Raw genomic sequence first — 24608 nt, forward strand, 5'->3', positions numbered from 1 at the left:
GAGGCGATCTTTAATTTCCCGTGGAAGAGCCCGCCCCGAGGACCCTGACGGCGCCCCGTACGCAGGTGGCGGTCAGCGGCAGCGCGCCGAGCGGTTCCCCGTCCGCGTACGCGGTGACACCGACGGCTTCGAGCTCGATCGAGGAGACGCGGTGCACGGTGACGACGGGGTGGCCGAGGTGGGTTCCCTTGTAGACCCTGGGGAAGACCTTGAGCAGGGTGGTGCGGCTGCAGTCGCCGACGACGGTCACGTCGAACAGTCCGTCGTCCATGACGGCGTCCGCGCAGATCCGCATGCCGCCGCCGTACGTGGATCCGTTGCCGACGGCGACGAGCGTCGCCGCGATCTCGTGGACCGGGCCGCCGTCGAGGCGTATGCGGTAGGCGATGGGCTTGAACGCGGCGAGTTCGGCGAGGATCGCCAGGTCGTACTTGAACCGGCCGCCGACCCAGCGCATCCGGTTGCCGCGGTCGTTGACCCGGGAGTCGAAGCCGGAGGCGAGCACGGACCCGAACCACCGGTCACCGACCAGGCCGAGGTCGATCTCGCGGACGGCGCTCCCCTTGAGCGCCTCGGCGGCCAGCCGGCCCGCGGCCGCCGGATCCCGTATCGGCAGCCCGAGCGCGCGGGCGAAGTCGTTTCCGGTGCCGGCGGCCACGACGCCGAGCGGTGTCCGCGTCCCGGCGACGGCCTGCAGGGCGAGGGACATCATGCCGTCCCCGCCGACGGCTATCAGTGCGCCGGTTCCCCCGGCCACGGCCTCGCGCGCCCGCCGCAACGCGTCGTCGGCATCCTCACCGAGGACGGTACGGACGGCGAATCCGGCGTCCCGCAACGCGGAAGCGGCCGGCTGCGCGGCGTGCGCGCCCCGGCCGCGTCCTGCGGTGGGATTGACGAAAAGAGTGATCTCGCTGGTCACCCGGGGGACCCTACAAGGTCAGGTGATGTCGTCGTAACCGTTGGGGGGCGTCGATCGTCCGCCGTCCCGTTCTCCGTCGGCCTGCTCGGGCAGGGAGGCCCGCGACGACGAGACGTTCTCCATGTCGCCGATGCTCTCAGGGGTGAGGTCGAGCTCCGACGCCTCGTCGTCGTCCAGCTCGGCGTCGGGGTTGTTGCGGCGCCTGCGCCGGTCGTTGACGATGCAGATGCCGAGCGCGAGGAAGTAGAGCAGCACGATCGGCGCTGCCAGCGTGATCATCGTCAGCGGGTCCCCGGTGGGCGTGGCGACCGCGGAGAAGATCGTGATGCCCATGACCATGCCGCGCCACCAGCCCGCGAGCCGCTTGGCCGTGAGCACCCCGGTGAAGTTCAGCAGGACGAGCAGGAGCGGCAGCTCGAAGGCGAGACCGAAGACGATCACCATGCGCGTGACGATGTTGAGGTAGTCGTCGACGGGCAGCAGGTTCGTCGTGTTGTCGGGGGTGAACTCGAGCAGGACCGCGGCCGTCTGCGGCATCAGCTTGTAGGCGAGCGCGGCACCCACGAGGAACAGCGGCACACCCGCGCCGACGAAGCTCAGTGCGTACTTCTTCTCGTGCTTGTGGAGACCCGGGGCGAGGAACGCCCAGAGCTGGTAGAGCCAGACGGGAGTGGAGAGCACCACGCCCGCCATGAGGGAGACCTTGAGAGCGATGGAGAACGGAGCGACCAGACCGTTCACCGTCATCTCGGCGCACGGGTGGCCGTTCTCCTGGACTTTCCTGCCGTTGGTGCAGCCGACCGACTCCAGGATGGGGCGGATCAGGAAGTCGATCAGGTCCTTGTAGAAAAAGGCCGTGACCGACGTGATGACGATGACCGCCAGGACCGCGATCAGCAGCCGGTTACGCAACTCGCGCAGGTGATCAGCGAGAGGCATCCGCCCCTCGCCGTCCTTCTCCTGCTTGCGGGCAGACTTGAGCAACCCACTTCCCTCGTTTCGTGCGGCAGCTGTCGGAGGAACCCTTCAGCTGTCAGCTCTGGGTGGTGGGCTTCGCTTCGTTCACCGGGCGGGAGCTCGTGACATCGCCGGGGGCGGCCTGAATCGTGCGCGCAGCGGCAGGCTGCTGGGCACTCTGGTCGGCGGCCGCTTCCTTCGCGGGCGTCGCCGGCTCGTCGTCCTTCCGCATCGCCTTGGCCTCGCTCTTGAGGATGCGGGCCGACTTGCCCAGCGAACGGGCCATGTCGGGAAGCTTCTTGGCGCCGAACAACAGCAGGATGACAGCGATGATCAGAACGATCTCGAGAGGCTTCAGATTGCCCATGATGTGCTTCCTTCTCGCTGAGGCGGCTGGACGTGGGCTCGCTGCCCTTGGGCCGGACACACATCCGACCATTCGCTGGGAGCGATCGTAACCCGCGGAAGTAAACGCGAGGCAATGCCCGTGCATACTTCCGATAGCGGCCCCCACCCCCTGCCAGGGCCGTCAGCAGCAGCGTACCCCCCGAAACTGAGAAACAGGAGGCCGCGCCCGCTGAGATCGAACAGGCCCGGCTAACGCAGGGATTCACCCGTGGCCGCGAGATCCGTGGCCGCGCGCTCCAGATCCTCGGCGGCCCGGTTGATGCGCTCCGTGGTACGCGTCACCTGATGACCGAGGCGCTGGGCCTCGATGAAGACCTTGACAGCCAGCACTCCCAGGACGGCGATCCCGAGAAATCCCAGGGCGATGGCGAGCATGGGCCAGAACATGCGCAGAGCCTCGATGTTTCTCGTGTCGGGTATCCGGCGCCGACATTCTGAAGACCGGTGCCCGCGAAAGGGCGGTGCCTTCCGAAGGCCGGAGTCCTGTGAGGACCGGTGTCTCGCGAAGACCGGTGTGGTCCGTCTAATGGCTGGTGTGCAGGCGCAGCGTCCGCACGCCGCCGTCGGTGAGGAGCTCGACTATCCGCTCCCCCGCGGGCCTGCGGACGGCGGCGTCGCACTCGGGGCAGGTGAAGGAGTAGAACGTCGTCCGGCTGGTGGCGCCGATCGCGAGCCGGATGGCGCCCGCCGCCAGCTCGAACCGCGCGCGGCAGTCCGGGCAGGCGGCCCTGAACCGTACCGACTCGGGAACGACGACGGTCGGTACGGAGGAAATACTCGACACCGCAGACAGATTGCTCATATCTCCTCAGGTTTCCCCTCGGGCCGGGCCGTCGTACGCGGCGAGCGCCGCACGGGCCGCACGCTGGGCGCTCTGTGCCAGCTCCGGCGGCGAGACGATGCGCCCCTCCCCGCCGAGCCGGAGCGCGAGCCGGCGCAGCGAGGCGGGGTCGGGTGTCCGCAGGGTGATCCGCAGACCGCCGTCCGGCAGCTCGTGGGCGCTGTCGTGCGGGTAGTACTCGGCGACCCAGCGTCCTCCGGGACCGACCTCGACCACGACCTCCGGGTCCTCGGCCGAGGGCTGGACCAGCCCCTCCGACAGATCCCGAAGCTCCAGCTCGGGCGGCGCGGCGGGCTCGTCGAGCAGCCGGATCTCGGCGACCCGGTCGAGGCGGAACGTACGCCGGTCCTCGGAGGACCGGCACCAGGCCTCCATATAGGTGTGTCCCACGGCGAAGAGCCGGATCGGGTCCACCTCGCGCTCGGTGAGCTCGTCGCGTGCGGGCGAGTAGTAGCGCAGCCAGAGCCGGCGCCGCTCCGAGATCGCCCGGTCCACATCGGCGAAGACGCCGCCCTCGGACTCGAAGGTGACCGAGAGCCGGGAGCTCGCCGCCCCCACCTCACCGGCCGCGGCCTCCAGCTTGGCGGTGGCGCGCAGCAGCGCCTGCCGGTCGCTCTCACGCAGTCCGGGCAGTGTCGCGACGGCGCGGGCGGCGACCAGCAGGGCCGTCGCCTCGTCTGCGGCGAGCCGGAGCGGCTCGGCGACGTCGTCCGGGTTGTGCCACCAGATCCGGTCGCCGTCGGTGTCGATGTCCAGCAGATCGCCGCCGCGGAAGCTGGTCCCGCACATGGGCAGGACGTCGAGGTCCGAGATGAGCTCGTCCTCGGTGATCCCGAAGGCCCGCGCGACGTCCTGGACGTGGGCGCCGGGGCGCTCACGCAGATACGTCACCAGGGAGAGCATCCGGCGGGTCTGGTCGATGGCGTTCGTGGCCATGAGTACGGTCCCCTCAGTCCTTGGCCACGGCGCGCAGCCGGTCCACCACATCGGCCCGCAGATCCGCAGGCTCCTGCACGACCACGTCCGGGCCGAACTCGACGAGCCAGGCGTCCAGACCGTGTCCGTACGGAATCTCCAACTCCTCCCACCCGTCGCCGAGTTCCCGGACGGATATCGCGCGGGTCCGCAACGGGTAGCCGGAATCGGCCCGCAGCCTGATCAGCGCGGTGCGGGTCGCGGTCTCCCCCGCCCAGCTCTCGACGGTCTCGCGGACGGTGACGACATCGGGCACCTCGGCGGTGAACGCACCGGCCCTGGAGCGCACCTTGCCGGCGATCCGGGAGAGCCGGAACACCCGCTCCGCACCCCGGTCCCGGTCCCAGCCGGCCAGGTACCAGTGACCACGCCAGCACTCCAGCGTCCACGGCTCGACCTGGCGCTGCTCGGGACGGGCGGAATTGGCCTTGCGGTAGTCGAAGGTCACCGGCCGGCGGTCCCGGCAGGCCAGCATCAGCGGTTCGAAGGCGGCCTCATGGACGGGGATACGTGGTTCGAGGGCGCTCTGCACCTCGTACGCGTCCTCGGTCTCCGGCATGCCTGCGGCCCGCAGTTTCTGCAGGGCGCCGCTGGCCGCACCGGCCAGCCGGGCCTGCTGCCAGACCTTGGCGGCCAGTCCGAGTGCGGCGGCCTCCTCGGCGTCCAGCGTGATCGGGGGCAGCCGGTTGCTGTCGCGGCGGGCGAGGTAGCCGGTGTCGCCGTCCAGGTTCTCCACGGTCTCGATGACCAGACCGAGCTCGCGCAGATCGTCCTTGTCGCGCTCGAACATCCGGTTGAAGGCGTCGTCGGAGCCCGCCTCCAGGTAGGCCTCGATGGAGCCGCGCAGTTCGCGCTTGCTGAGCGGGCGCCGGGTCCCCAGCAGACACAGTGCCAGGTTCATCAGCCGCTCGGCCTTGGCAATCGCCATCGACGCCCTTTCTGTTTTGCTCTACGACCCTCGACCGTACCGCTCCGGAGTGTCAGGACGAAAGCGAGGGCCCGCGCCTTGCGGCACGGGCCCTCGCATCGCACAGATGCGCGATCAGACAGCGACCAGGTCGCAGACAAAGATCAGCGTTTCGCCCGGCGCGATGGCGCCGCCGGCGCCGCGGTCACCGTACGCGAGGTGCGAGGGGATGGTCAGCTGGCGACGGCCGCCGACCTTCATGCCCTGCACGCCCTTGTCCCAGCCGGCGATGACCTGTCCGGCACCGAGCTGGAACTTGAGCGGAGTACCGCGGTTCCAGGAGGCGTCGAACTCCTCACCGGTGGAGAAGGCCACGCCCACGTAGTGGACGGAGACGGTCTGGCCGGCCTTGGCGACCGCGCCGTCGCCCTCCCAGATTTCCTTGATCTCCAGGTCGGCCGGCGGCTCGCCACCCGGGAATTCGATCTCGGGCTTCTCGATGCTCACTGACTTTGCTCCTCTAAATGATGAACTGGGCAACCGGGACAGTCTTACATCTTCGCGAGGATGTCCACGGCGAAGACGAGCGTCGAGTTCGCCGGGATGGACTGCTGTGCCTTGCTGCCGAAGGCCTGGTCCGGCGGGACGACGAGCAGCACACGGCTGCCGATCTTCTTCCCGATCAGGCCGTTCTTGAGCCCCTTGAGAGTGACCTGGGCCAGCGGGAAGGTCTGCGTCTTGCCCGTCGCGTAGGTGCTGTCGAACGTCTTGCTGTCCTTCCACAGCAGACCCACGTAGTTCACGACGACGCTGTCGGTCCCCTTGACGACCTCGCCGTCGGACTCCAGGACGTAGTTGGAGACCAGCTTCTTGGGCGGAGCGGACTTGCTGGGGATCTTGACGGTCGGCGCCTTGCCGTCCGTGTTCGTGCCCACCTTCGGCAGGTCGACGTTGTCCTGGGCGACCTCGGTGCCCTTGGCGGACGCCGGGATCTGCTTCGCCTTCAGGATGTCGACGACGAAGACGAGGGTGGCGTTCGGCTTGATGTCGCCCTGGCCCTGCGCGCCGTAACCGAGGTCCGGCGGGATGACCAGCTCGACCCGGCTGCCGACCTTCTGGCCGACCAGTCCCTTGTCCCAGCCCTGGATGACCATGCCGGCGCCGAGCGTCAGATCGAACGGCTGCTTGCGGTCGAAGCTGTTGTCGAACGGCTTGGTGGAGTCCCAGGCCTGCCCGAGGTAGTTCACCTGGATCGCGTCGCCGTTCTTGAGCTTCGCGCCGTCACCCTCACTGACGACGTCGGTCTTCAGCTCCTTGGGCGGCGTTCCCGTGCCCTTGGCCAGGGTGGGCTTCTCGCCGAACTTCGCGCCCGCGGTGATGGCGGGGAATCCGTCCTTGGAAGGGGCGGAGGCGGACGCGGAGGCGGAAGCGGAGGCGGAGCCCTTGTCGTCGCTGCCGCAGGCCGCTGACAGCAGCAGCAGGGGGACGACTAGAAGGCCGGCAATTCGGCGCACTGGTTCCTCAGATCTCAGACGACACATTTGTTACGGGGTCCCGGACACTCTAGGGCGTGCGCAGGGCCCCGTACGAGGAACGTACGGGGCCCGAGTCGCGCCGGGGTCCGTCGACAGGCACTGAGAACCGGGACACTTCCTGTGCCGGCTCACATGCCCGCGATCAGCTTCTCCACTCGCTCGTCCACCGAACGGAACGGGTCCTTGCACAACACCGTGCGCTGCGCCTGGTCGTTGAGCTTGAGGTGGACCCAGTCGACGGTGAAGTCCCGCCGCTGCTCCTGGGCCCGCCGGATGAAGTCGCCGCGCAGCCGCGCCCTGGTGGTCTGCGGGGGCACCGACTTGCCCTCGAAGATCTTCAGGTCGTTGCAGATGCGGGCGGCCTGCCCCTTGCGTTCCAGCAGGTAGTACAGGCCGCGGCGGCGATGGATGTCGTGGTAGGCGAGGTCTATCTGGGCGACCCGCGGATTCGACATGGTCATGTTGTGCTTGGCCCGGTAGCGCTCGATGAGCTTGTACTTCATGACCCAGTCGATCTCGGTACCGATCCGGTCGAGGTCCTCGGCCTCGATCGCGTCGAGCGTGCGGCCCCACAGTTCGAGGACCTTCTCGACGTTGCCCGTGCGGATGCCGCGGCGGTCGACGAAGTCCACGGCCTTCTCGTAGTACTCGCGCTGCACCTCGATGGCGGATGCCTCGCGGCCACTGGCGAGGCGCACCTTGCGCTGACCCGTGATGTCATGACTGACCTCGCGGATCGCCCGGATGGGGTTCTCCAGGGTCAGATCCCGCATCACCGTGCCCGCCTCGATCATGCGGAGCACCAGGTCGGTCGCGCCGACCTTGAGCAGCATGGTCGTCTCGGACATGTTGGAGTCACCGACGATGACGTGGAGGCGGCGGTACCGCTCCGCGTCCGCGTGCGGTTCGTCCCGGGTGTTGATGATCGGACGGGAGCGCGTCGTCGCGGAACTGACGCCCTCCCAGATGTGCTCGGCACGCTGACTGACGCAGTAGACGGCGCCCCGCGGGGTCTGCAGCACCTTGCCGGCACCGCAGATCAGCTGCCTCGTGACGAGGAAGGGAATGAGGATGTCCGCGAGTCGGGAGAATTCTCCGTGCCGGGCCACGAGGTAGTTCTCATGGCATCCGTAGGAGTTTCCGGCCGAATCGGTGTTGTTCTTGAAGAGATAGACGTCGCCCGCGATTCCCTCCTCGTGCAGACGGCGTTCGGCGTCGACAAGCAGGCCTTCGAGAATGCGCTCGCCGGCCTTGTCGTGGGTGACCAGCTCGGTCAGGTTGTCGCATTCGGGGGTTGCATATTCCGGATGCGATCCCACGTCGAGGTAGAGGCGGGCGCCGTTCCGCAGAAAGACATTGCTGCTGCGGCCCCATGACACAACACGGCGGAAGAGGTAGCGCGCCACTTCATCAGGAGACAGTCGGCGCTGTCCCCTGAACGTGCACGTGACGCCGTACTCGTTCTCCAGCCCGAAAATGCGGCGGTCCATGACTGAACATTACGCCTGATGGCCCGAGCTGAAACCGGGTTCGACGGCACCGTTTCGATCATTTTCCGATCCTCGCGGCGCGACAGCGCTATGCCCGGGAACTGCGAGGACCCTTCCGGTGGCCAGCAGAACGAGCAGCGCCGCCACTCCACCGGCCCCCGCGACGGCGAAGCTCCAGGCCGTCCCGCCCAGTTCCACGGCCGGGCCCGCCACGGCCGTCCCGGCCGCCGCGCCCACCCCGAACGTCGTCACGAGCCAGGAGAACGCCTCCGTCACCGTGCCCCGCGGGGCGTGCCGGTCGACGATGATGAACGAGCAGGCGACCGCGGGGGCCAGGAACACCCCGGCGACGCCGACCAGCACGGTCATCGCCACCACACCGGGGGTCAGCATCAGCGGCAGATAGCCGAGTGCCAGCAGCGCCACGATCACCCGCAGCCGGCGCTCGGGCCGCCCCGGCCACTGCCGCGCCCCGTACACCGCGCCGCCGATCAGCGCGCCGAGCCCCAGGGCGGCCATCAGCCAGCCGTAGACGGACTCCCGGCCGTGATCGTCGGCGTACGCCATGGCCGCCACCGTGATGGAGCCCAGCGCCAGTCCGACGAAGAAGAAGGAGCCGAGCAGCGCCAGCAGCCCGGGGGAGCGGAGCGCGCCCAGCCAGTGCGCCTCGCGCGGCGCGGAGCGCCAGGTCCTGGACGGTTCGGACAGGACGACCGAGAGCGCCCCCAGGACCCCGATCGCGTTGATGACGAGCAGCGCGGCGGCGGGCGACCGGAGCGAGACCAGCAGGGTCACCAGCAGCGGCCCCAAGGTGAACATTGCCTCCTGCGCGACCGCGTCCATGGCGTATGCCCGGTGCACCCGGTCCTCGCTGCCGAGGACGCTCGGCCACAGGGCCCGCAGGCCGCCCTCCAGGGGCGGTGTGGCCACCCCCGCGAGGGCCACGGCCGCGTAGGCGAGCGGCAGCGACCCGAAGCCCGCCAGGGCGAGCAGGGCCATGCCGGAGGCGGACAGGACGGCGGCGGGCAGCTGGACGCGCGGCTGGCCGTACAGGTCGACGGCACGGCCCAGTAGCGGCTGTCCGATCGCCGTGCCCAGCCCGTACACCGCGGCGAGCGCACCGGCGAGGGCGTAGCTGCCGCCCTCCGCACGGGTGAACAGCACGATCGCGATGGGGGCGGTGCCGTTCGGCAGCCGTCCCACGAGGGTCCCCGCCAGCAGCCGTGCGGCATTCCGTGCCCGGAGGATGTCCAGATATCCCGCGGCCATGTCCCACCCCTCTCCATGGGACGCCTTTCGGCCATCCTAGGTTTTACGTATAACCTGCGGGTTCATACGTACCATGTGGCCAATGCGCAGGTCCACCTCCCGGCGCCTGCCCCGACCGGCCCGGAGGCCCGAGTGACCAGCCCAGCGCAGCCCGCCCCGCCCCGGCCGACCAGTCGTGACGTGGCACGGGCCGCAGGCGTCTCCCAGGCCACCGTCTCCCTGGTCCTCGGCGACAAGTGGCGCGGCCGGGTCTCCGAGGCCACCGCGGACCGGGTGCGGGAGGCCGCCCGCGGGCTCGGATACCGGCCGAATCTCGCCGCCCGTAATCTGCGCCTGGGCCGTACCAGGACCGCCCTGCTCGTCGTCCCGGCCCTCACCAACGAGTTCTTCGCCCGGGTGTACACCGGGGCCGCCGCGGTCGCCGCCGAACACGGCTTCGGCGTCGTCCTCTACCCTTCGCCCGACGGCACCGGCCCGGCCCGGGACCCCTTCGCCTCGGCCCGCGCCGCGCTCGACGGTGTGATCGCCTCGTCCATGGCCGCCGACGCGCTGGGCGCCCTGCACGGCGCCGATCTGCCCCTGGTCATGCTCGACAGCGATCCCTCGGCCCCGGGTCCGGCGGCCCGGGTCAACCTCGATGTCGCCGACGGGATGCGCCAGGTGACGGAGCACCTGCTCGATCTCGGCCACCGGCGCTTCGTCCATCTCGCCTCGGCCGTCGACACCTGGACGTTCGCGGTCCGCGCCGACGCCGTCCACGAAGCCCTGCGCGGCATGCCCGGCACCGCCGTACGCACCGTGCCGGCGGCACTGGACGTACGGGCCGGCCGGGAGGCCGCGGAACGCGCACTGTCGCTTCCCGGACCCCGCCCCACCGCCATCATCTGCGACGACGACATCCTGGCAGCGGGCGCCTGCAAGGCCGCCCGCAGGCTCGGGCTGCGGGTGCCGGACGACCTCTCCGTCACCGGCTTCGACGATCTGGCCCTGGCCACGGCCGTGGAGCCGGAACTCACCACCGTTCAACTGCCGGCCGAGCAGGTCGGCGAGCGCGGCATGAGCGCCCTGCTGGCCGTTCTGGAGGGCGGTACAGCCGAAACCGGCAGCCTTCCGGTCCGCCTGGTCGTCCGCGGCTCCTCCGCTCCCCCGCCCACCGGTCAGGACTCATGACAGTGCCCCGGCCCGCCGAAGAGGCGGACCGGGGCACAGACACACTGCGGAACGGGCTACTCCACGTCCCCACCGGAATCGGTGGCATCGGTGGGCTCGGTGGGCTCAGTGGCGTCGGTGGCGACAGTGGAGTCGTCGGATTCGGTGGCGGCCGTCTTGCCACCCGACTTACCACCCTTCTTGCCGGCGTCCGTCGTCGTCGGGGCGATGTCGTCGCCTTCCTCCGTGTCCGAGGGGGCGTCCGTCGGCGTCGAGCCGGCGCCGTCCGCCTCCAGCAGCCGCGCCAGCTGCCGGCCGACGATCCGCTTGAACTTGCGCTGCTGCGGCCGCGTACGGTCCAGGACCGCGACCTCCAGCCGCTCCGCGGGGATCTCCCGCTCGCTGCCGTTGGGGTCGCGGGACAGCGCCTGCACCGCCAGCTTCAGCGCCTCGGCGAGCGACATCCCGTCACGGTGCCGCTGGTCCAGGAAGGTGCTGATCTGCTCCGCGTTGCCACCGACGGCGACCGAGCCGTGCTCGTCGACGATCGAGCCGTCGTGCGGCAGCCGGTAGATCTGGTCGCCGTCCGCCGCCGCGCCGACCTCGGCGACCACCAGCTCCACCTCGTACGGTTTCTCGGCCGCACTGGAGAAGATGGTGCCGAGGGTCTGCGCGTAGACATTCGCCAGGCCACGGGCCGTCACATCGTCACGGTCATAGGTGTATCCGCGCAGATCCGCATAGCGCACTCCGCCGATGCGGAGATTCTCGTACTCGTTGTACTTACCGGCGGCGGCGAAACCGATCCGGTCATAGATCTCGCTGAACTTGTGCAGCGCACGGGACGGGTTCTCGCCGACGAACACAATGCCGTCGGTGTACTGCAGCACAACCAGGCTGCGACCGCGGGCGATGCCCTTCCGGGCGTATTCCGCCCGGTCGGCCATGGCCTGCTGAGGTGAGACATAGAACGGCGTCGACACCGGCTATCCGTCCCTTTCTGTCAGTGACAAGAGCATCGAAGAAGCCTCGGAACGAGTGGTCAGAGCAGCTCGGCGCGCGGGCCGTCGGGCTGTACGAGCCGTCGTTCCAGAATCGAGCGGGCGATCTCGGCGGATTCCGTCTCGGTCAGCTTCCGGAAACCCTCGTCGGTGATGACGGTGACGATCGGATAGATGCGCCGGGCCACATCGGGTCCGCCGGTGGCCGAGTCGTCGTCCGCCGCGTCGTACAGCGCCTGCACGACCAGAGTGAGTGTCTGCTCCTCCGTCAGGTCCTCGCGGTAGAGCTTCTTCATGGAGTTACGGGCGAAGATCGACCCGGAGCCGGTGGACGCGTACCCCTGCTCCTCGGAACGGCCTCCGGTGACGTCGTACGAGAAGATCCGGCCGCGCTCGCGGTCGACGTCGTAGCCGGCGAAGAGCGGTACCACAGCGAGACCCTGCATGGCCATCGCCAGATTGCTCCGGATCATTGTGGAGAGCCGGTTCGCCTTGCCCTCCAGGGAGAGCTGGGCGCCCTCGACCTTCTCGAAGTGCTCCAGCTCCAGCTGGAAGAGCTTGACCATCTCCACGGCCAGACCTGCCGTACCGGCGATGCCCACCGCCGAGTACTCGTCGGCCGGGAAGACCTTCTCGATGTCGCGCTGTGCGATCATGTTGCCCATGGTCGCCCGCCGGTCACCGGCCAGTACCACGCCGCCGGGGAACGAAGCCGCGACGATGGTGGTCCCGTGCGGGGCCTCGATGGCCCCCTTCATGGGCGGCAGCTGCCGGTTGCCCGGCAGCATCCCGGGCGACTGGTCGGTCAGGAAGTCCATGAAGGAAGAGGACCCGGGCGTCAGGAAGGCAGCTGGTAGACGCCCGGTGCTACGAGTGTTGGCTTCCACGCGTTTCCCTCCAGGTAAGCGATGGCCCTGCGCAAGGTGTCAGGATCATCTCCCAACTTGCCTACGGCCGAATTGCAGTTGAAGCACCGTATGCCACGGACCCTACCCGTCCGACGGCAGTGATCCACATGTGTGACGGAGGCATTCGCACCGATCGCCCGGTCCGTGCCCGCAGGCGTGCGGTACGGGCCTCTGCCCGCACCGCACGCCCATCGCCGTCCCCGGCGCCGGTTACTCGCCACCCTTTTGCACGAATGACCGAACGAAGTCCTCGGCATTGGCCTCGAGTACGTCGTCGATCTCGTCGAGTACGTCGTCGACGTCGTCGCTCAGCTTTTCCTGCCGTTCCTGGAGGTCCTCGGAGCCCTGCGCTTCCTGCGCCTGCTCCTCGGACTCCTCGGTGGAACGCGTCGCCTTCTGCTGTCCGCCGCCGGTGTCCTTGGTCGCCATATAGCTCACCCCGCTCGGTTCGAAGCACTTGATCAGACCCTACCTACGGGGTCCGACATTGGCCCGGTACTTGTCTCAACGTCCGGAGGTCATCGGAATGATTCCCAGCCGGCCGCCCTTTCAGCCCCCCGACAGCACTCGGACCAGCTCTTCCGCCGTGCGGCAGCGGTCCAGGAGGGCCTTCACGTGCTCACGGGTGCCCCGGAGCGGTTCCATGGTGGGTACCCGCTGCAGCGAATCGTGGCCGGGAAGGTCGAAGATGACCGAATCCCAGGAGGCCGCGGCGACGTCGTCCGCGTACTGCTCCAGGCAGCGACCGCGGAAATACGCCCTGGTGTCCTCCGGAGGCGCTGTACGGGCCTGCTCGACCTCGCTCTCGTCCAGCAGGCGCTTGATCCTGCCGCGGGCCGCCAGGCGGTTGTAGAGGCCCTTGTCGGGCCGTACGTCGGCGTACTGGAGGTCCACCAGATGCAGGCGGGCCGCGTCCCAGTCGAGGCCGTCGCGGCGGCGGTAGCCCTCCATGAGCTCCCGCTTGGCGATCCAGTCCAGCTCGCCGGACAGGCTCATCGGATCGTTCTCCAGCCGGTTGAGCGTGTCCTCCCAGCGGATCAGGATGTCCTTGGTCTGCTCGTCCGCGTCCGCCCCGTACCGCTCCTCGACGTACTTGCGGCCGAGCTCGAAGTACTCCATCTGGAGCTGCACAGCGGTGAGTGTCCGCCCGCTGCGCAGAGTGATCAGCTGCTGGAGATCCGGATCGTGGGAGACCTGGTGCAGCGTGCGCACCGGCTGGTCGACGGCCAGGTCGACGTTGATGAAGCCGTCCTCGATCATGGAGAGGACCAGGGAGGTGGTGCCCAGCTTGAGATAGGTGGAGATCTCCGAGAGATTCGCATCGCCGATGATCACATGCAGCCGGCGGTACTTCTCGGCGTCCGAATGGGGTTCGTCGCGGGTGTTGATGATCGGGCGCTTGAGTGTGGTCTCCAGGCCGACCTCGACCTCGAAGTAGTCGGCACGCTGGCTGATCTGGAAGCCGTGCTCGTGGCCGTCCTGGCCGATTCCGACCCGTCCGGCGCCGGTGACGACCTGGCGCGAGACGAAGAACGGGGTCAGATGGCGCACGATGTCCGAGAACGGGGTCTCCCGCTTCATCAGATAGTTCTCGTGCGTCCCGTACGAGGCGCCCTTGTTGTCGGTGTTGTTCTTGTAGAGATGGATCGGCTGGGCGCCCGGCAGCTGGGCCGCGCGTTCGGCGGCCTCGGCCATGACGCGCTCGCCGGCCTTGTCCCAGAGGACCGCGTCCCTGGGGTTGGTGATCTCCGGGGAGCTGTACTCGGGGTGCGCGTGGTCCACGTAGAGCCGTGCCCCGTTGGTGAGGATGACATTGGCCAGGCCGATGTCCTCGTCCGTGAGCTGGCTGGAGTCAGCGGTCTCGCGGGCGAGGTCGAAACCTCGCGCGTCTCGCAGCGGGTTCTCCTCCTCGAAGTCCCAGCGGGCGCGGCGCGCCCGGTGCATCGCCGCCGCGTAGGCGTTGACGATCTGGGACGAGGTGAGCATGGCATTGGCGTTGGGGTGGCCGGGCACGGAGATCCCGTACTCCGTCTCGATGCCCATTACTCGCCGTACGGTCATGCGACCCTCCTTGCCCGGCGGCGCTCCCTTCCGGGGGCGGCGCTCAAGTACCGCTGCTTGTCCGGTGCGTGCGCGGTCTGCCCGTACCCGCACTGCGCGACCGGGCGGTACGCAAGAGCCTAGAGCGCCTCTGTGCTGGTGGGGAGATCAATTACGTCATTGCTCCGGTGTCGTCGGAGCTGTCCGGAAAGCAACCGGCTGCGGATGCCCGGCCGGGCATCCGCAGCCGGTCTGCGATCTACAGGTACTGCCCGGTATTTGCCACCGTGTCGATGGAGCGACCGGTGTCCGCGCCCTGCTTTCCGGTGACGAGAGTGCGGATGAAGACGATCCGCTCACCCTTCTTGCCGGAGATCCTGGCCCAGTCGTCCGGGTTGGTGGTGTTCGGCAGGTCCTCGTTCTCCTTGAACTCGTCCACACAGGCCTGGAGGAGATGGGAGACGCGAAGGCCCTTCTGGCCCTGGTCGAGGAAGGCCTTGATGGCCATCTTCTTGGCCCGGTCGACGATGTTCTGGATCATCGCGCCGGAGTTGAAGTCCTTGAAGTACAGGACCTCCTTGTCGCCGTTGGCGTACGTGACCTCGAGGAAGCGGTTCTCCTCGGACTCGGTGTACATCCGCTCGACGACCGACTGGATCATGGCGTGCGCTGCGGCTTCCTTGGAGCCGGTGTGCTCGGCGAGGTCGTCCGCGTGCAGGGGCAGCGAGGGCGTGAGGTACTTCGCGAAGATGTCCTTCGCGGCCTCTGCGTCCGGACGCTCGATCTTGATCTTCACATCGAGCCGGCCGGGTCGCAGGATCGCGGGGTCGATCATGTCCTCGCGGTTGGAGGCGCCGATGACGATGACGTTCTCCAGGCCCTCGACGCCGTCGATCTCGGCGAGCAGCTGGGGGACGATGGTGTTCTCCACGTCCGAGCTGACGCCGGATCCCCGGGTGCGGAAGAGGGACTCCATCTCGTCGAAGAAGACGATGACGGGGGTGCCCTCACTCGCCTTCTCGCGAGCACGCTGGAAGACCAGGCGGATGTGGCGCTCGGTCTCACCGACGTACTTGTTGAGGAGTTCGGGGCCCTTGATGTTCAGGAAGTAGCTCTTGCCGGTGGGCTGACCGGTGACCTCGGCGACCTTCTTCGCGAGGGAGTTGGCGACGGCCTTGGCGATGAGCGTCTTGCCGCAGCCGGGCGGGCCATAGAGCAGAATGCCCTTCGGCGGCCGCAGCTCGTGCTCCTTGAAGAGGTCTGGGTGCAGGTAGGGGAGCTCGACCGCGTCGCGGATCAGCTCGATCTGGTCGCCCAGTCCGCCGATCTTGTCGTAGTCGATGTCCGGGACTTCTTCGAGGACGAGCTCTTCGACCTCGCTCTTGGGCACCACTTCGTAGACGTAGCCGGACCTGGGTTCGAGCAGCAGGGCGTCGCCGGGCCGGATGGTGATGTCCAGCAACGGCTCGGCGAGCCGCACCACCCGTTCCTCGTCGGTGTGCCCGACCACCAGGGCTCGTTCGCCGTCCTCAAGGATCTCCTTGAGCGTGACGATGTCCCCGGCCCGCTCGAATTCCATGGCGTCGACCACGTTGAGCGCTTCGTTGAGCATGACTTCCTGGCCGCGCCGGAGGTCGTCGAGCTCAACACTGGGACTGACGTTCACCCGGAGCTTTCGGCCCCCGGTGAAGATGTCGCAGGTACCGTCCTCGTTGCCCTGCAGGAACACACCGAAACCGGCCGGTGGCTGTGCCAGCCGGTCGACCTCTTCCTTGAGGGCCACGATCTGGTCGCGGGCCTCGCGGAGTGTGCCGGCGAGCCGCTCGTTCTGAGCGGACACGCCTGCGAGGTTGGTCTGGAACTCGACGATCCGCTCCTCGAGAATCCTCGTATGGCGCGGAGAGTCGGCGAGCTTACGTCGCAGGACGGCGATTTCCTGCTCGAGATAGGCGACCTGGCCGGCTGGGTCATCGGACCCCCGCCCGGGCCGGATGCCGCGGTTGATGTCGTCGTCGTGGGCTGCCACGGTCCTCACCTCCTCCAAGGGGAGCTGGACGCTTCCTGACCCTACCTGGGTGGGTGATGATTGAAACCCCTAGATCACAAAGACTGTGGGGTGTGTCCGATCTTCACCCTTGCGCTCTCCCTCGTGTCAGGGGAATACCCACCCTTCAACATCGGAAAGCGGCCGGTTGTATCGTCGAAGTGTTCAACACCCGTAAGGGCTGGCTTTTTTTGGTTCGGATACGCAGGAAACGGCAGGCGAAATGACCGTGCAGCACGACGCTCCCACCGGTGGCGAGACGCAGGACCTGGAGGTCTGGATCGACCAGGACCTCTGCACGGGGGACGGCATCTGTGTGCAGTACGCGCCCGAGGTCTTCGAGCTGGACATCGACGGACTGGCGTATGTGAAGAGCGACGCGGACGAGCTGCTGCAGGACAAGGGGGCGACCACCCCGGTGCCGCTGCCGCTCCTCCAGGACGTCGTCGACTCGGCCAAGGAGTGCCCGGGCGACTGCATCCATGTACGGCGCGTTTCGGACAGGGTCGAGGTCTTCGGTCCCGAGGCCGCCTGATTCGCCGGCCCGGGGGCCGGCGGCTGCGATCGGTGACCGGTCAGGCGTTGCCTTCGGTGGAGTCGTCGGACTGGCTGTTGCGTACGAAGGCCCCGTTCTGCCACTGCCAGGTGACCTTCTCCTGCTGGTCGGGGCAGCAGGACGGGATCGAGGGCGACGAGTAGCCGAGGAGCGTGGCGGAGATGACGCCGTCACGCACCGCGAAGTCACCGACGCTCATGTTCTGGGCGGGGTCCACCAGGGTCGCGACGATCCTGGGTGCGGCCCCGCTTCCCTGTGTGAGGACGTAGACGCCGCTGGGCGGGGTACCGGATCCGGCCGCGCAGTGGACGACCGCGACGGTTTCCGGACGGCCGTCGCCGTCGAGGTCGCCGGGGGCCTGTTTGGCGACCGTGTTGCCGACGCCGCCGCACTGCAGGGGGAATACCGCGCGCTCGGGATCCGGCGGGGGGACGGTCGCCGTGCCGTGCTGCGCCGCGGTGCGGTGGGGTGGGGTGGAGGCAGCGGCGGTCGTGTCGGGCTGGAGCAGGCCGGCTGTCGCGACAACGGCGGCCATGGCCGCCGCGGTGGCGAGCCAGTGCATCGCCTTCGTGTCGGTGTGCGCGAGGTCCGGGAGCACGGAGGTCTGCACGCGGGATGTCTCCTGTGGTTCCTGTGGTGCGGAATGTCTGAAGGGGCGGTGCCGTCGGCAGGGCGTCGACAGCGGGTGTGGGGTGGCCAGCATCGTGCCACACCTCACACACCAGCGGAACGGTGGGGTCGCTGCGGATTGTGTGCCCGGTCCACCTGCACCATGGCAACGAAAAGGCGTCGCCGCCGAGTTCCCGGGTCGGTCCGGGAACTCGGCGGCGACGCCGGTGCGTTGCTCGGGTCAGTCGCGGGCGGAGCCGCTCTGGCTGCCCGGGCCGTCGTAGTCGTCGCCGTAGGCGCCCTTGGAGGGGCGGCGGCGGCGCGGCGGGGCCTGGACCCCGTCGGCCAGCCGGCGGGCGGTGACGAGGAAGCCGGTGTGGCCGATCATCCGGTGGTCCGGGCGGACGGCGAGGCCCTCGACGTGCCAGTTGCGGATCATCGACTCCCAGGGCTGCGGTTCCGCGAAGCAGCCGATCTCACGGATGGACTCGACCGTCCGGGAGAGCTGGGTGGTGGTCGCCACGTACGCGCAGAGGATGCCGCCCGGGACGAGCGCCTTGGAGACGGCGTCCAGGCACTCCCAGGGCGCGAGCATGTCCAGGACGACACGGTCGACGTCGGTGTCCGTCAGGTTGTCCTGGAGGTCGCCGATGGTGAGCTGCCAGGCGGGGTGCGGGCTGCCGAAGTAGCGCTCGACGTTCTGCTGGGCGATCCCGGCGAAGTCCTCGCGGCGCTCGTAGGAGTGCAGCATGCCCTGTTCGCCGATGGCGCGGAGCAGGAAGGTGGAGAGGGCGCCGGATCCCACGCCGGCCTCCACGACGCGGGCGCCGGGGAAGATGTCGCCGAAGGCCAGGATCTGCCCCGCGTCCTTGGGGTAGACCACGGCGGCGCCGCGGGGCATGGACAGGACGTAGTCGGGGAGCAGGGGACGCAGCGCGAGATAGACGACGTTCCCCGTGGTACGGACAACACTGCCCTCGGGAGCACCGATCAGCTCGTCGTGCGAGAAAGAACCCTTGTGGGTGTGGAAGTTCTTTCCGGCTTCGAGCGTGAAGGTGTAGTGGCGTCCCTTGGGATCGGTGAGCTGGACCTGGTCCCCGACCTTGAAGGGCCCACGTCGGCGGGCGGCACCGGTCGGTTCAGACATGTGACCAGCGTACCGGTGTTTCCACGGGCTTCGACCGCTTGTCCGGGCGGGGCCCGCGGTCGCAGGTCACCGGCAGGCTCTCAGGCGGCGGGCCTGGCCATGGCGGCGACGAATGCCCGCTCCACGTCGGCGGTGGACAGCACCCCGTAGATCTCGCCGGTGTCCTCGACGACGAGGTACTCGGTGGCGGGGTTGGCCTTGAGCCGGTCCAGGAGGGCTTCGCCGGCCAGCTCGGCGGGTACCCTCATGCCGTCGGTGAGGTCCTGGGCGAGGCCGCTGACGGCGACCCAGGGGCGGCGGTGCTCGGGTACGGAGACGATGGCGGCCTCGCGGACGAGGGCCTTCGGTTCGCCGCTTCCGTCGACGACGACGAGGGCGCGGGCCCCGGCCTCGTTGGCCCGCCGCAGCGCCTCGGAGAGCGGGGTGGCCGCCTCGACCGGTACGGCGCGCCTGGTGAGGGCGCGGGCGCGCAGGTCGGGGAGGTGCTCGCGCAGCCGGGCCATGCGCAGGCTGTTGCCCGCTCCGGTCCAGATGATGGCGGCGAGGACCGCGGCGAGCAGGGCGTCGATGACGGTGTCCATGCCGCTGAGGTCGGCGGTGTTGTTCCCGAAGGACCCGGCGCGGGTGAGGAGGGGAAGGCCGATGAGGGTAGTGACGGCGAGGGCGCGGCCGACCCAGGCGGCTGCGACGGTGCCGCTCATCGGGCGGCCGGTGATCTTCCAGACGACGGCGCGGAGCATGCGGCCGCCGTCGAGCGGGAGGCCGGGCAGCAGGTTGAAGGCGGCGACGATGAGGTTGGAGATCATCAGCCCGCCGAGCAGCACACCGGGGAGGGTGCCGCGCTCGACGAAGTTCAGCGGGATGTAGAAGACGCCGGCCAGGACGAGGGAGAGCAACGGGCCGACGAAGGCGAGGACGAACTCGCGGCCGGGGGTCTCGGATTCCTTCTCGATCTCGGAGACGCCGCCGAAGAACTGGAGCTGGATACGGCGCACCGGGAGCTTGTAGCGCAGCGCGACCACCGTGTGTGCGAGTTCGTGGACGAGCACGGAGGCGTAGAAGGCGATGGCGAAGAAGAGTGCGACGAGGTAGCGCGCCGCGCCGAGGCCGGGCAGGACCCGGTCGAGCTGGCCGCCGAAGACCCAGGTGATCAGGGCCGCGACGAGGAACCAGCTCGGTGCCACGTAAACCGGCACCCCGAAGGGGCGGCCCATGAGGATGCCGCCTCCGGGCTCTTCCGGGCGATCCGGTTTGCCCTTGTCGGGGCCGGCGCCGGGGTCCGTTCCCCCTGCGCCGGGCTGCGGCCGCCCGCTGTTGCCGCTGTCGTCCACGAGGTCCCTTCGGTCGGTGCCCGTCCGGCACGATCATGCAGTGTTCGAGGGTCTGTGGTCGATGGTATGCCGGTTGTTGTCAGTGGCGGGTCGTAGGGTCTTCGTCATGACCTCAGTGCCGCGGCCGCCTCAGCCGCCCTCGTCCCTTTCCCCGTCGCGGGCGAGCGACTTCATGCAGTGTCCCCTGCTGTACCGCTTCCGGGTCATCGACAAGTTGCCGCAGAAGCCCAGTGAGGCGGCTACCCGGGGGACGCTGGTCCATGCGGTGCTGGAGCGGCTCTTCGACAACCCTGCGACGGAGCGGACGCCCGGCCGGGCCACCGCGCTGATCCCGGGGCAGTGGGACCGGCTGCTGGAGTCGAAGCCGGAGCTGTCGGAGCTGTTCGCCGAGGACGCGGAGGGTGAGCGGCTCTCGCGCTGGCTGGCGGAGGCGGAGCGGCTGGTGGAGCGCTGGTTCGCGCTGGAGGATCCGACGCGGCTGGAGCCCGCCGAGCGGGAGCTGTTCGTCGAGACGGAGCTGGAGTCGGGTCTGCGGCTGCGCGGGGTGATCGACCGGATCGACGTGACGCCGACGGGCGACGTCCGGATCGTCGACTACAAGACGGGGAAGGCGCCGCGTCCGGAGTACGCGGAGGGTGCCCTCTTCCAGATGAAGTTCTACGCGCTGGTCATCTGGCGGCTGAAGGGTGTGGTGCCGCGCCGGCTCCAGCTGGTCTACCTCGGCAGCGGGGACGTGATGACGTACGACCCGGTGGTGGCGGACCTGGAGCGGGTGGAGCGCAAGCTGCTGGCCCTCTGGGAGGCGATCTCGCTGGCCACGGAGACCGGTGAGTGGCGGCCGCGGCCGACGAAGCTGTGCGGCTGGTGCGACCATCAGGCGCTCTGCCCCGAGTTCGGTGGCACTCCCCCGGTCTATCCGCTGTCGGTACGCCCGGCGGAGTCGGCGCAGGACGTCCAGGGCAGAATGGACCCGGTCCGTGCCGAGGCCGGCCGGCCTGCGGCCGTTGAAGGACCCTGAGGAGATCCCGTGGCAATCCGCGTCCTGCTGGTCGATGACCAACCGCTGCTGCGCACCGGCTTCCGGATGATTCTGGAGGCGGAGGGTGATCTCGCGGTGGTGGGCGAGGCCGGTGACGGTCTCCAGGCCCTCGACCAGGTGCGGGCGCTGCAGCCCGATGTGGTGCTGATGGACATCCGGATGCCGCGGATGGACGGTGTCGAGGCGACGCGTCAGATCACCGGTCCCGGCCGGGACGGTCCGGCGAAGGTGCTGGTGCTGACCACGTTCGATCTCGACGAGTACGTGGTGGAGGCGCTGCGTGCCGGAGCCAGTGGCTTTCTGCTGAAGGACGCGCCGGCCAATGAGCTGGTGCAGGCGATCCGGGTCGTCGCGGGCGGCGAGGCGATGCTGGCTCCGAGCATCACGCGTCGGCTGCTGGACAAGTACGCGGATCATCTGCCGTCCGGTGAGGAGCCGGTGCCGGACGCCTTGAACACGCTGACGGACCGCGAGGTGGAGGTCCTGAAGCTGGTGGCGCGCGGGCTGTCGAATGCGGAGATCGCCGCCGATCTCTTCGTCAGCGAGACGACGGTCAAGACGCATGTGGGCCATGTCCTGACGAAGCTGGGGCTGCGCGACCGGGTGCAGGCGGCCGTCTACGCCTACGAGAGCGGGCTGGTGCGCCCCGGCGCCCAGTGACCCTGCCGGGTTCCGGGGCCGGGGCCCGGCCGGTGCCGGGGCTCAGCCGGTGGTGCTGCGGCCGAGCTCCCAGAGCTGGAGGTCGGCCGCGGAGTTGACCGCCCACTCCACGCCGGTGACGCCGTCGCGGGAGGCGACGTACTGCTTGCCCTGCCAGACCGGGAGGACCGGGACGTCCTCCGCGACGATGTCCTGGAGCTGCTCGAAGGTAGGGGCGGCGAGGCTGCGGTCGGTCTCTCGGCGGGACTGCGGGATGAGTTTCTTCTGGGCGACGGCCGAGTCGTAGGGCGAGTTGAGGAAGTTGTCCTCGTCGAGGAAGGGCGCCGTGTAGTTGTCCGGGTCCGGGAAGTCGGGGAACCAGCCCATGCCGTAGACGGCGTACTCGCCACGCAGTTCGGCCGGGCGGTACTTGGCCCAGGGGGAGCCCTGCACGGTGACGTCGAACAGCCCCGTGTCGTTGAGCTGCTTGCGCAGTGTCCTGAACTCGTTCGCGGTCGCGTCGCCGTAGTGGTCGGTCGTGTAGTGGAGCGTGAACTTCACCGGGGTGTGGATCCTGGCGTCCTCCAGGATCGCGGCGGCCTTGGCCGTACTGGGCTCGCCGTACTTGTTGAAGAACGAGTTGGTGTGCCCGGCGATGCTGGACGGGATCAGCGAGTACAGCGGTTCGGCCGTGGTGCCGTACACCTCGCTCGCGATCTGGCCGCGGTCGATGACCTGGGCCATGGCCTGGCGGACCGCCTTGTTCTTCACGGCGGGGTCGTCGGTGTCGAATCCGAGGTAGCTGATGGCGAGGCCGGGCATCTCGGTGAGCTTGACGCCGTCCTGGGGGTTCTCCAGCATTTTCTGCGACTGCTTCGGCGACATGCTGCGGGTCATCAGGTCGATCTTCTTCTCGGCAAGCGCCTTGCCCATGGCGGTGGCGTCGGGGAAGAGATCCAGTTCGACCTTCTCGTTCAGCACCTTGAGATCCCCCTTGTAGCGGGGATTTCTGGTGAAGGCGACTTTCACGACCTGATCGTTCTTGACTTCCGGCTCCATGGTGTACGGGCCGGAACCGTCCACCTGGAATCCGCTGCGCGGGGAGGTCGCCGGGTATTTGTCCTGCTGGACTATTCCGGCGGGCGGGGTGGAGAGCTTGTAGGGGAAGGTCGCGTCCGAGGTCCGGAGGTGGAATATGACCTCGCGGTCGCCCTTGGTCTCCACGGTGTCGATGTTGTTGAGCAGGGCGACGGGTCCATTGGTGGACTTGATCCGGATGACCCGGTCGATGGAGTACTTGACGTCCTCGGCGGTGACCGGGCTGCCGTCGGCGAATTCCAGGCCGCTGCGCAGCTTGCAGCGGTAGCTCTCGTTCTCCGTGTCCGTGAAGGTGCAGCTCTCGGCGGCCTCGGGCACCGGCCGGCCGCCGCCGCGCGGGACGTGCATCAGCGTCTGCACGGTCTGCCGCAGTACGTTCCAGACGCCCGCCTCGTAGCCGATGGCGGGGTCGAGCGGTGCGGGGGCGTCCTTCGAGGCGGCCAGCTGGTCCGTGGTGCCGACAGCGATGGCGCCGCCGCTACCGCTCCCACCGTCCGACGCGCCGCAGGCGGCGAGTACGGGTGCGAGCAGGCCGACGACGGCCGGCAGCACCAGTGTCTTGCGGTTCATCGTGGACGTTCTCCCTCATCCGGTCATGGAGAAAACGACATTAGTAGGCCCCGTCGGCAATGCCGGACCCATGCCGTCCGATGCGCAATCGAAGGGCGAAGGGAATGCGTGACGCACTGATTCCCGGATACCGGAATGATTCGTACAGGGATTCACGAACCGGGACACTTGGGTACGCCGAAACGGTCAACCCGGCACATCTTCCGAATACATTGACGACCGAAACAGTGACAAAGGTCACTCGGCGAACGTCTCGCAAACATTTTCGAGGCCCAGATACGCACCGGAATCGCGTGCACGCGAGTACGACAGAAAAAGCACGGTCCGACACCGGGAGCTTTTCTATTCATTCACAGAAGCACTCTCGGTGTGCCGCTCAACGCATTCCAGTGACCAGGCCCCTGAGGAACGCAAGATCGACTTCTTCGAGAGAACTCACGACCACCCGGCCCGCGGCAGGTGCGATCGGTGACACGGACGGCACGGCGACCACCCGGCATCCGGCGGCCTCCGCCGCGGCCACCCCGGTCGCGGTGTCCTCGATGACCGCGCAGAGCCGGGGCTCGGCCCCGAAGCCGTTCGCGGCGGCGAGATACGGCTCCGGGTGCGGTTTCGTGCGGGAGACCTCGTCGCCCGCGACGGTGAGCGCGAAGTGGTGGTGGCCCACGGAGTCCAGCACCCGGTCGATGATCCGCCGGTGCGAGGCCGAGACCAGTGCGGTGGGGATCTCGTGTCTGCCCAGTTCGGCGAGCAGCCGTGCCGCGCCCGGCATCAGCGGCACACCGGAACCGATGCGCTTCTCGAAGCTGTCGTTGAGCAGCACGGTCAGCTCGGCGAGCGTGATGTCGGCGCCGGTGGAGTCGATCAGGTACCCGGCGCTGCGGGTCATGGGGCCGCCGACGACCACGTCCCTCCACGCCTCGTCCAGCCGGTGTCCGAGGTTCGCGAAAACCTCCACCTCGACGTCCCACCAGAACCCCTCGGTGTCGACCAGGGTGCCGTCCATGTCGAGAAAGACGGCCTGCAGGGCGGCACCCTCGGCCGTACGGGTCAGGGACGCGGCGATCGTACTGGTCATCCGGCACACCTTTCATGAGGGGCGAGAAGGCCGGCCGCCATTCCCCGGAGGGAGGCGACCGGCCTGCACTGGACCGACCAGTGTACGACTTGTCCGCT

25 protein-coding genes and 1 pseudogene are annotated in these 24608 nt (G+C 68.6%); 4 read left to right on the plus strand and 22 right to left on the minus strand.

What is annotated here, in order from left to right; genetic code table 11:
* Window positions 1-10 precede the first annotated feature (10 nt).
* From FHX80_RS02120 to FHX80_RS02170, 11 genes are all read right to left on the minus strand, one after another.
* Entirely contained in the window at window positions 11-919 is a 909-nt protein-coding gene (locus tag FHX80_RS02120; protein ID WP_145762536.1) for a diacylglycerol kinase, read from the minus strand.
* Window positions 920-937: 18 nt separating this feature from the next.
* A complete protein-coding gene (gene tatC / locus FHX80_RS02125) occupies window positions 938-1903 on the minus strand; it encodes a twin-arginine translocase subunit TatC (protein WP_145762537.1) in 966 nt (321 codons plus the stop codon).
* A 49-nt stretch (window positions 1904-1952) separates the two neighbouring features.
* A complete protein-coding gene (gene tatA, locus FHX80_RS02130) occupies window positions 1953-2246 on the minus strand; it encodes a Sec-independent protein translocase subunit TatA (RefSeq protein ID WP_145767028.1) in 294 nt (97 codons plus the stop codon).
* Window positions 2247-2473: 227 nt separating this feature from the next.
* On the minus strand, window positions 2474-2671 hold the full coding sequence (locus FHX80_RS02135; RefSeq protein WP_145762538.1) for a hypothetical protein: 198 nt from the start codon (window positions 2669-2671) through the stop codon (window positions 2474-2476).
* Window positions 2672-2807: 136 nt separating this feature from the next.
* Window positions 2808-3086 (minus strand): hypothetical protein, encoded by a 279-nt coding sequence (locus tag FHX80_RS02140; RefSeq protein ID WP_145762539.1) that lies wholly within the window; start codon window positions 3084-3086, stop codon window positions 2808-2810.
* A 6-nt stretch (window positions 3087-3092) separates the two neighbouring features.
* On the minus strand, window positions 3093-4061 hold the full coding sequence (locus FHX80_RS02145) for a helix-turn-helix transcriptional regulator (RefSeq protein ID WP_145762540.1): 969 nt from the start codon (window positions 4059-4061) through the stop codon (window positions 3093-3095).
* Window positions 4062-4074: 13 nt separating this feature from the next.
* A complete protein-coding gene (locus FHX80_RS02150; protein ID WP_145762541.1) occupies window positions 4075-5028 on the minus strand; it encodes a helix-turn-helix transcriptional regulator in 954 nt (317 codons plus the stop codon).
* Between the two features lie 114 nt (window positions 5029-5142).
* Window positions 5143-5514, minus strand: coding sequence for an FKBP-type peptidyl-prolyl cis-trans isomerase (locus FHX80_RS02155; protein WP_145762542.1), 372 nt, complete (start codon window positions 5512-5514; stop codon window positions 5143-5145).
* A 44-nt stretch (window positions 5515-5558) separates the two neighbouring features.
* Window positions 5559-6521 (minus strand): FKBP-type peptidyl-prolyl cis-trans isomerase, encoded by a 963-nt coding sequence (locus tag FHX80_RS02160; protein WP_145762543.1) that lies wholly within the window; start codon window positions 6519-6521, stop codon window positions 5559-5561.
* A 149-nt stretch (window positions 6522-6670) separates the two neighbouring features.
* Window positions 6671-8032 (minus strand): Pup--protein ligase, encoded by a 1362-nt coding sequence (pafA, locus tag FHX80_RS02165; RefSeq protein ID WP_145762544.1) that lies wholly within the window; start codon window positions 8030-8032, stop codon window positions 6671-6673.
* Window positions 8033-8041: 9 nt separating this feature from the next.
* Complete coding sequence (locus FHX80_RS02170) at window positions 8042-9301, minus strand: MFS transporter (protein ID WP_145762545.1); 1260 nt, start codon at window positions 9299-9301, stop codon at window positions 8042-8044.
* A 132-nt stretch (window positions 9302-9433) separates the two neighbouring features.
* Between FHX80_RS02170 and FHX80_RS02175 the strand changes: the two genes are divergently transcribed.
* A complete protein-coding gene (locus FHX80_RS02175; RefSeq protein WP_167523347.1) occupies window positions 9434-10471 on the plus strand; it encodes a LacI family DNA-binding transcriptional regulator in 1038 nt (345 codons plus the stop codon).
* Window positions 10472-10527: 56 nt separating this feature from the next.
* Here FHX80_RS02175 and prcA read toward each other — a convergent pair whose 3' ends face one another.
* The 6 genes and pseudogenes from prcA to arc all read right to left on the minus strand — a co-directional run bounded on the left by prcA (window position 10528) and on the right by arc (window position 16425).
* Window positions 10528-11433, minus strand: coding sequence for a proteasome subunit alpha (gene prcA / locus FHX80_RS02180; RefSeq protein ID WP_244318111.1), 906 nt, complete (start codon window positions 11431-11433; stop codon window positions 10528-10530).
* A 59-nt stretch (window positions 11434-11492) separates the two neighbouring features.
* Window positions 11493-12338 (minus strand): proteasome subunit beta, encoded by an 846-nt coding sequence (gene prcB / locus FHX80_RS02185; RefSeq protein ID WP_145762546.1) that lies wholly within the window; start codon window positions 12336-12338, stop codon window positions 11493-11495.
* A pseudogene (locus FHX80_RS02190) lies at window positions 12290-12481 on the minus strand (endonuclease domain-containing protein); the annotation flags it as partial. The pseudogene FHX80_RS02190 and the gene prcB, both read right to left, overlap by 49 nt.
* Before the next feature lie 88 nt (window positions 12482-12569).
* Window positions 12570-12788: a ubiquitin-like protein Pup gene (locus FHX80_RS02195; protein ID WP_145762547.1), complete on the minus strand. Its 219-nt coding sequence runs from the start codon at window positions 12786-12788 to the stop codon at window positions 12570-12572.
* A gap of 120 nt (window positions 12789-12908) precedes the next feature.
* Window positions 12909-14420: a depupylase/deamidase Dop gene (gene dop, locus FHX80_RS02200; protein ID WP_145762548.1), complete on the minus strand. Its 1512-nt coding sequence runs from the start codon at window positions 14418-14420 to the stop codon at window positions 12909-12911.
* 238 nt (window positions 14421-14658) lie between these two features.
* Window positions 14659-16425 (minus strand): proteasome ATPase, encoded by a 1767-nt coding sequence (arc, locus tag FHX80_RS02205; protein ID WP_145762549.1) that lies wholly within the window; start codon window positions 16423-16425, stop codon window positions 14659-14661.
* A gap of 241 nt (window positions 16426-16666) precedes the next feature.
* Between arc and FHX80_RS02215 the strand changes: the two genes are divergently transcribed.
* Window positions 16667-16978 (plus strand): ferredoxin, encoded by a 312-nt coding sequence (locus FHX80_RS02215; RefSeq protein ID WP_145762550.1) that lies wholly within the window; start codon window positions 16667-16669, stop codon window positions 16976-16978.
* Between the two features lie 40 nt (window positions 16979-17018).
* Here the strand turns inward: FHX80_RS02215 and FHX80_RS02220 are convergent, their stop codons facing one another.
* The 3 genes from FHX80_RS02220 to FHX80_RS02230 all read right to left on the minus strand — a co-directional run bounded on the left by FHX80_RS02220 (window position 17019) and on the right by FHX80_RS02230 (window position 20086).
* Complete coding sequence (locus FHX80_RS02220) at window positions 17019-17609, minus strand: hypothetical protein (protein ID WP_145762551.1); 591 nt, start codon at window positions 17607-17609, stop codon at window positions 17019-17021.
* A 240-nt stretch (window positions 17610-17849) separates the two neighbouring features.
* Complete coding sequence (locus tag FHX80_RS02225; protein ID WP_145762552.1) at window positions 17850-18755, minus strand: tRNA (adenine-N1)-methyltransferase; 906 nt, start codon at window positions 18753-18755, stop codon at window positions 17850-17852.
* Between the two features lie 80 nt (window positions 18756-18835).
* Window positions 18836-20086, minus strand: coding sequence for a site-2 protease family protein (locus tag FHX80_RS02230; protein ID WP_145762553.1), 1251 nt, complete (start codon window positions 20084-20086; stop codon window positions 18836-18838).
* A 172-nt stretch (window positions 20087-20258) separates the two neighbouring features.
* On the opposite strand from FHX80_RS02230, the gene FHX80_RS02235 reads away from it, so the two are divergent.
* Both FHX80_RS02235 and FHX80_RS02240 read left to right on the plus strand, forming a co-directional pair.
* Window positions 20259-21104: a RecB family exonuclease gene (locus FHX80_RS02235; RefSeq protein WP_244318509.1), complete on the plus strand. Its 846-nt coding sequence runs from the start codon at window positions 20259-20261 to the stop codon at window positions 21102-21104.
* 9 nt (window positions 21105-21113) lie between these two features.
* The gene (locus tag FHX80_RS02240) at window positions 21114-21785 is read left to right on the plus strand and encodes a response regulator (protein WP_123468692.1); all 672 of its coding nucleotides are present in this window, start codon (window positions 21114-21116) and stop codon (window positions 21783-21785) included.
* A 42-nt stretch (window positions 21786-21827) separates the two neighbouring features.
* Here FHX80_RS02240 and FHX80_RS02245 read toward each other — a convergent pair whose 3' ends face one another.
* Window positions 21828-23432, minus strand: coding sequence for an ABC transporter substrate-binding protein (locus FHX80_RS02245; RefSeq protein WP_145762554.1), 1605 nt, complete (start codon window positions 23430-23432; stop codon window positions 21828-21830).
* Window positions 23433-23808: 376 nt separating this feature from the next.
* Entirely contained in the window at window positions 23809-24510 is a 702-nt protein-coding gene (locus FHX80_RS02250; protein ID WP_145762555.1) for an HAD family hydrolase, read from the minus strand.
* Window positions 24511-24608 lie beyond the last annotated feature (98 nt).

Origin of the sequence: Streptomyces brevispora, assembly GCF_007829885.1 — a bacterium.
Lineage (GTDB): Bacteria > Actinomycetota > Actinomycetes > Streptomycetales > Streptomycetaceae > Streptomyces > Streptomyces brevispora.

Excerpts from the sequence above, each read along its gene's own strand:
- FHX80_RS02215 (WP_145762550.1), top strand. The coding sequence starts at position 16,667 with ATGACCGTGCAGCACGACGCTCCCACCGGTGGCGAGACGCAGGACCTG.
- FHX80_RS02170 (WP_145762545.1), bottom strand. The coding sequence starts at position 9,301 with ATGGCCGCGGGATATCTGGACATCCTCCGGGCACGGAATGCCGCACGG.
- FHX80_RS02135 (WP_145762538.1), bottom strand. The coding sequence starts at position 2,671 with ATGTTCTGGCCCATGCTCGCCATCGCCCTGGGATTTCTCGGGATCGCC.
- FHX80_RS02250 (WP_145762555.1), bottom strand. The coding sequence starts at position 24,510 with ATGACCAGTACGATCGCCGCGTCCCTGACCCGTACGGCCGAGGGTGCC.
- FHX80_RS02140 (WP_145762539.1), bottom strand. The coding sequence starts at position 3,086 with ATGAGCAATCTGTCTGCGGTGTCGAGTATTTCCTCCGTACCGACCGTC.
- FHX80_RS02235 (WP_244318509.1), top strand. The coding sequence starts at position 20,259 with ATGCAGTGTCCCCTGCTGTACCGCTTCCGGGTCATCGACAAGTTGCCG.
- dop (WP_145762548.1), bottom strand. The coding sequence starts at position 14,420 with ATGACCGTACGGCGAGTAATGGGCATCGAGACGGAGTACGGGATCTCC.
- pafA (WP_145762544.1), bottom strand. The coding sequence starts at position 8,032 with ATGGACCGCCGCATTTTCGGGCTGGAGAACGAGTACGGCGTCACGTGC.
- FHX80_RS02225 (WP_145762552.1), bottom strand. The coding sequence starts at position 18,755 with ATGTCTGAACCGACCGGTGCCGCCCGCCGACGTGGGCCCTTCAAGGTC.
- FHX80_RS02195 (WP_145762547.1), bottom strand. The coding sequence starts at position 12,788 with ATGGCGACCAAGGACACCGGCGGCGGACAGCAGAAGGCGACGCGTTCC.
- FHX80_RS02150 (WP_145762541.1), bottom strand. The coding sequence starts at position 5,028 with ATGGCGATTGCCAAGGCCGAGCGGCTGATGAACCTGGCACTGTGTCTG.
- FHX80_RS02245 (WP_145762554.1), bottom strand. The coding sequence starts at position 23,432 with ATGAACCGCAAGACACTGGTGCTGCCGGCCGTCGTCGGCCTGCTCGCA.
- FHX80_RS02145 (WP_145762540.1), bottom strand. The coding sequence starts at position 4,061 with ATGGCCACGAACGCCATCGACCAGACCCGCCGGATGCTCTCCCTGGTG.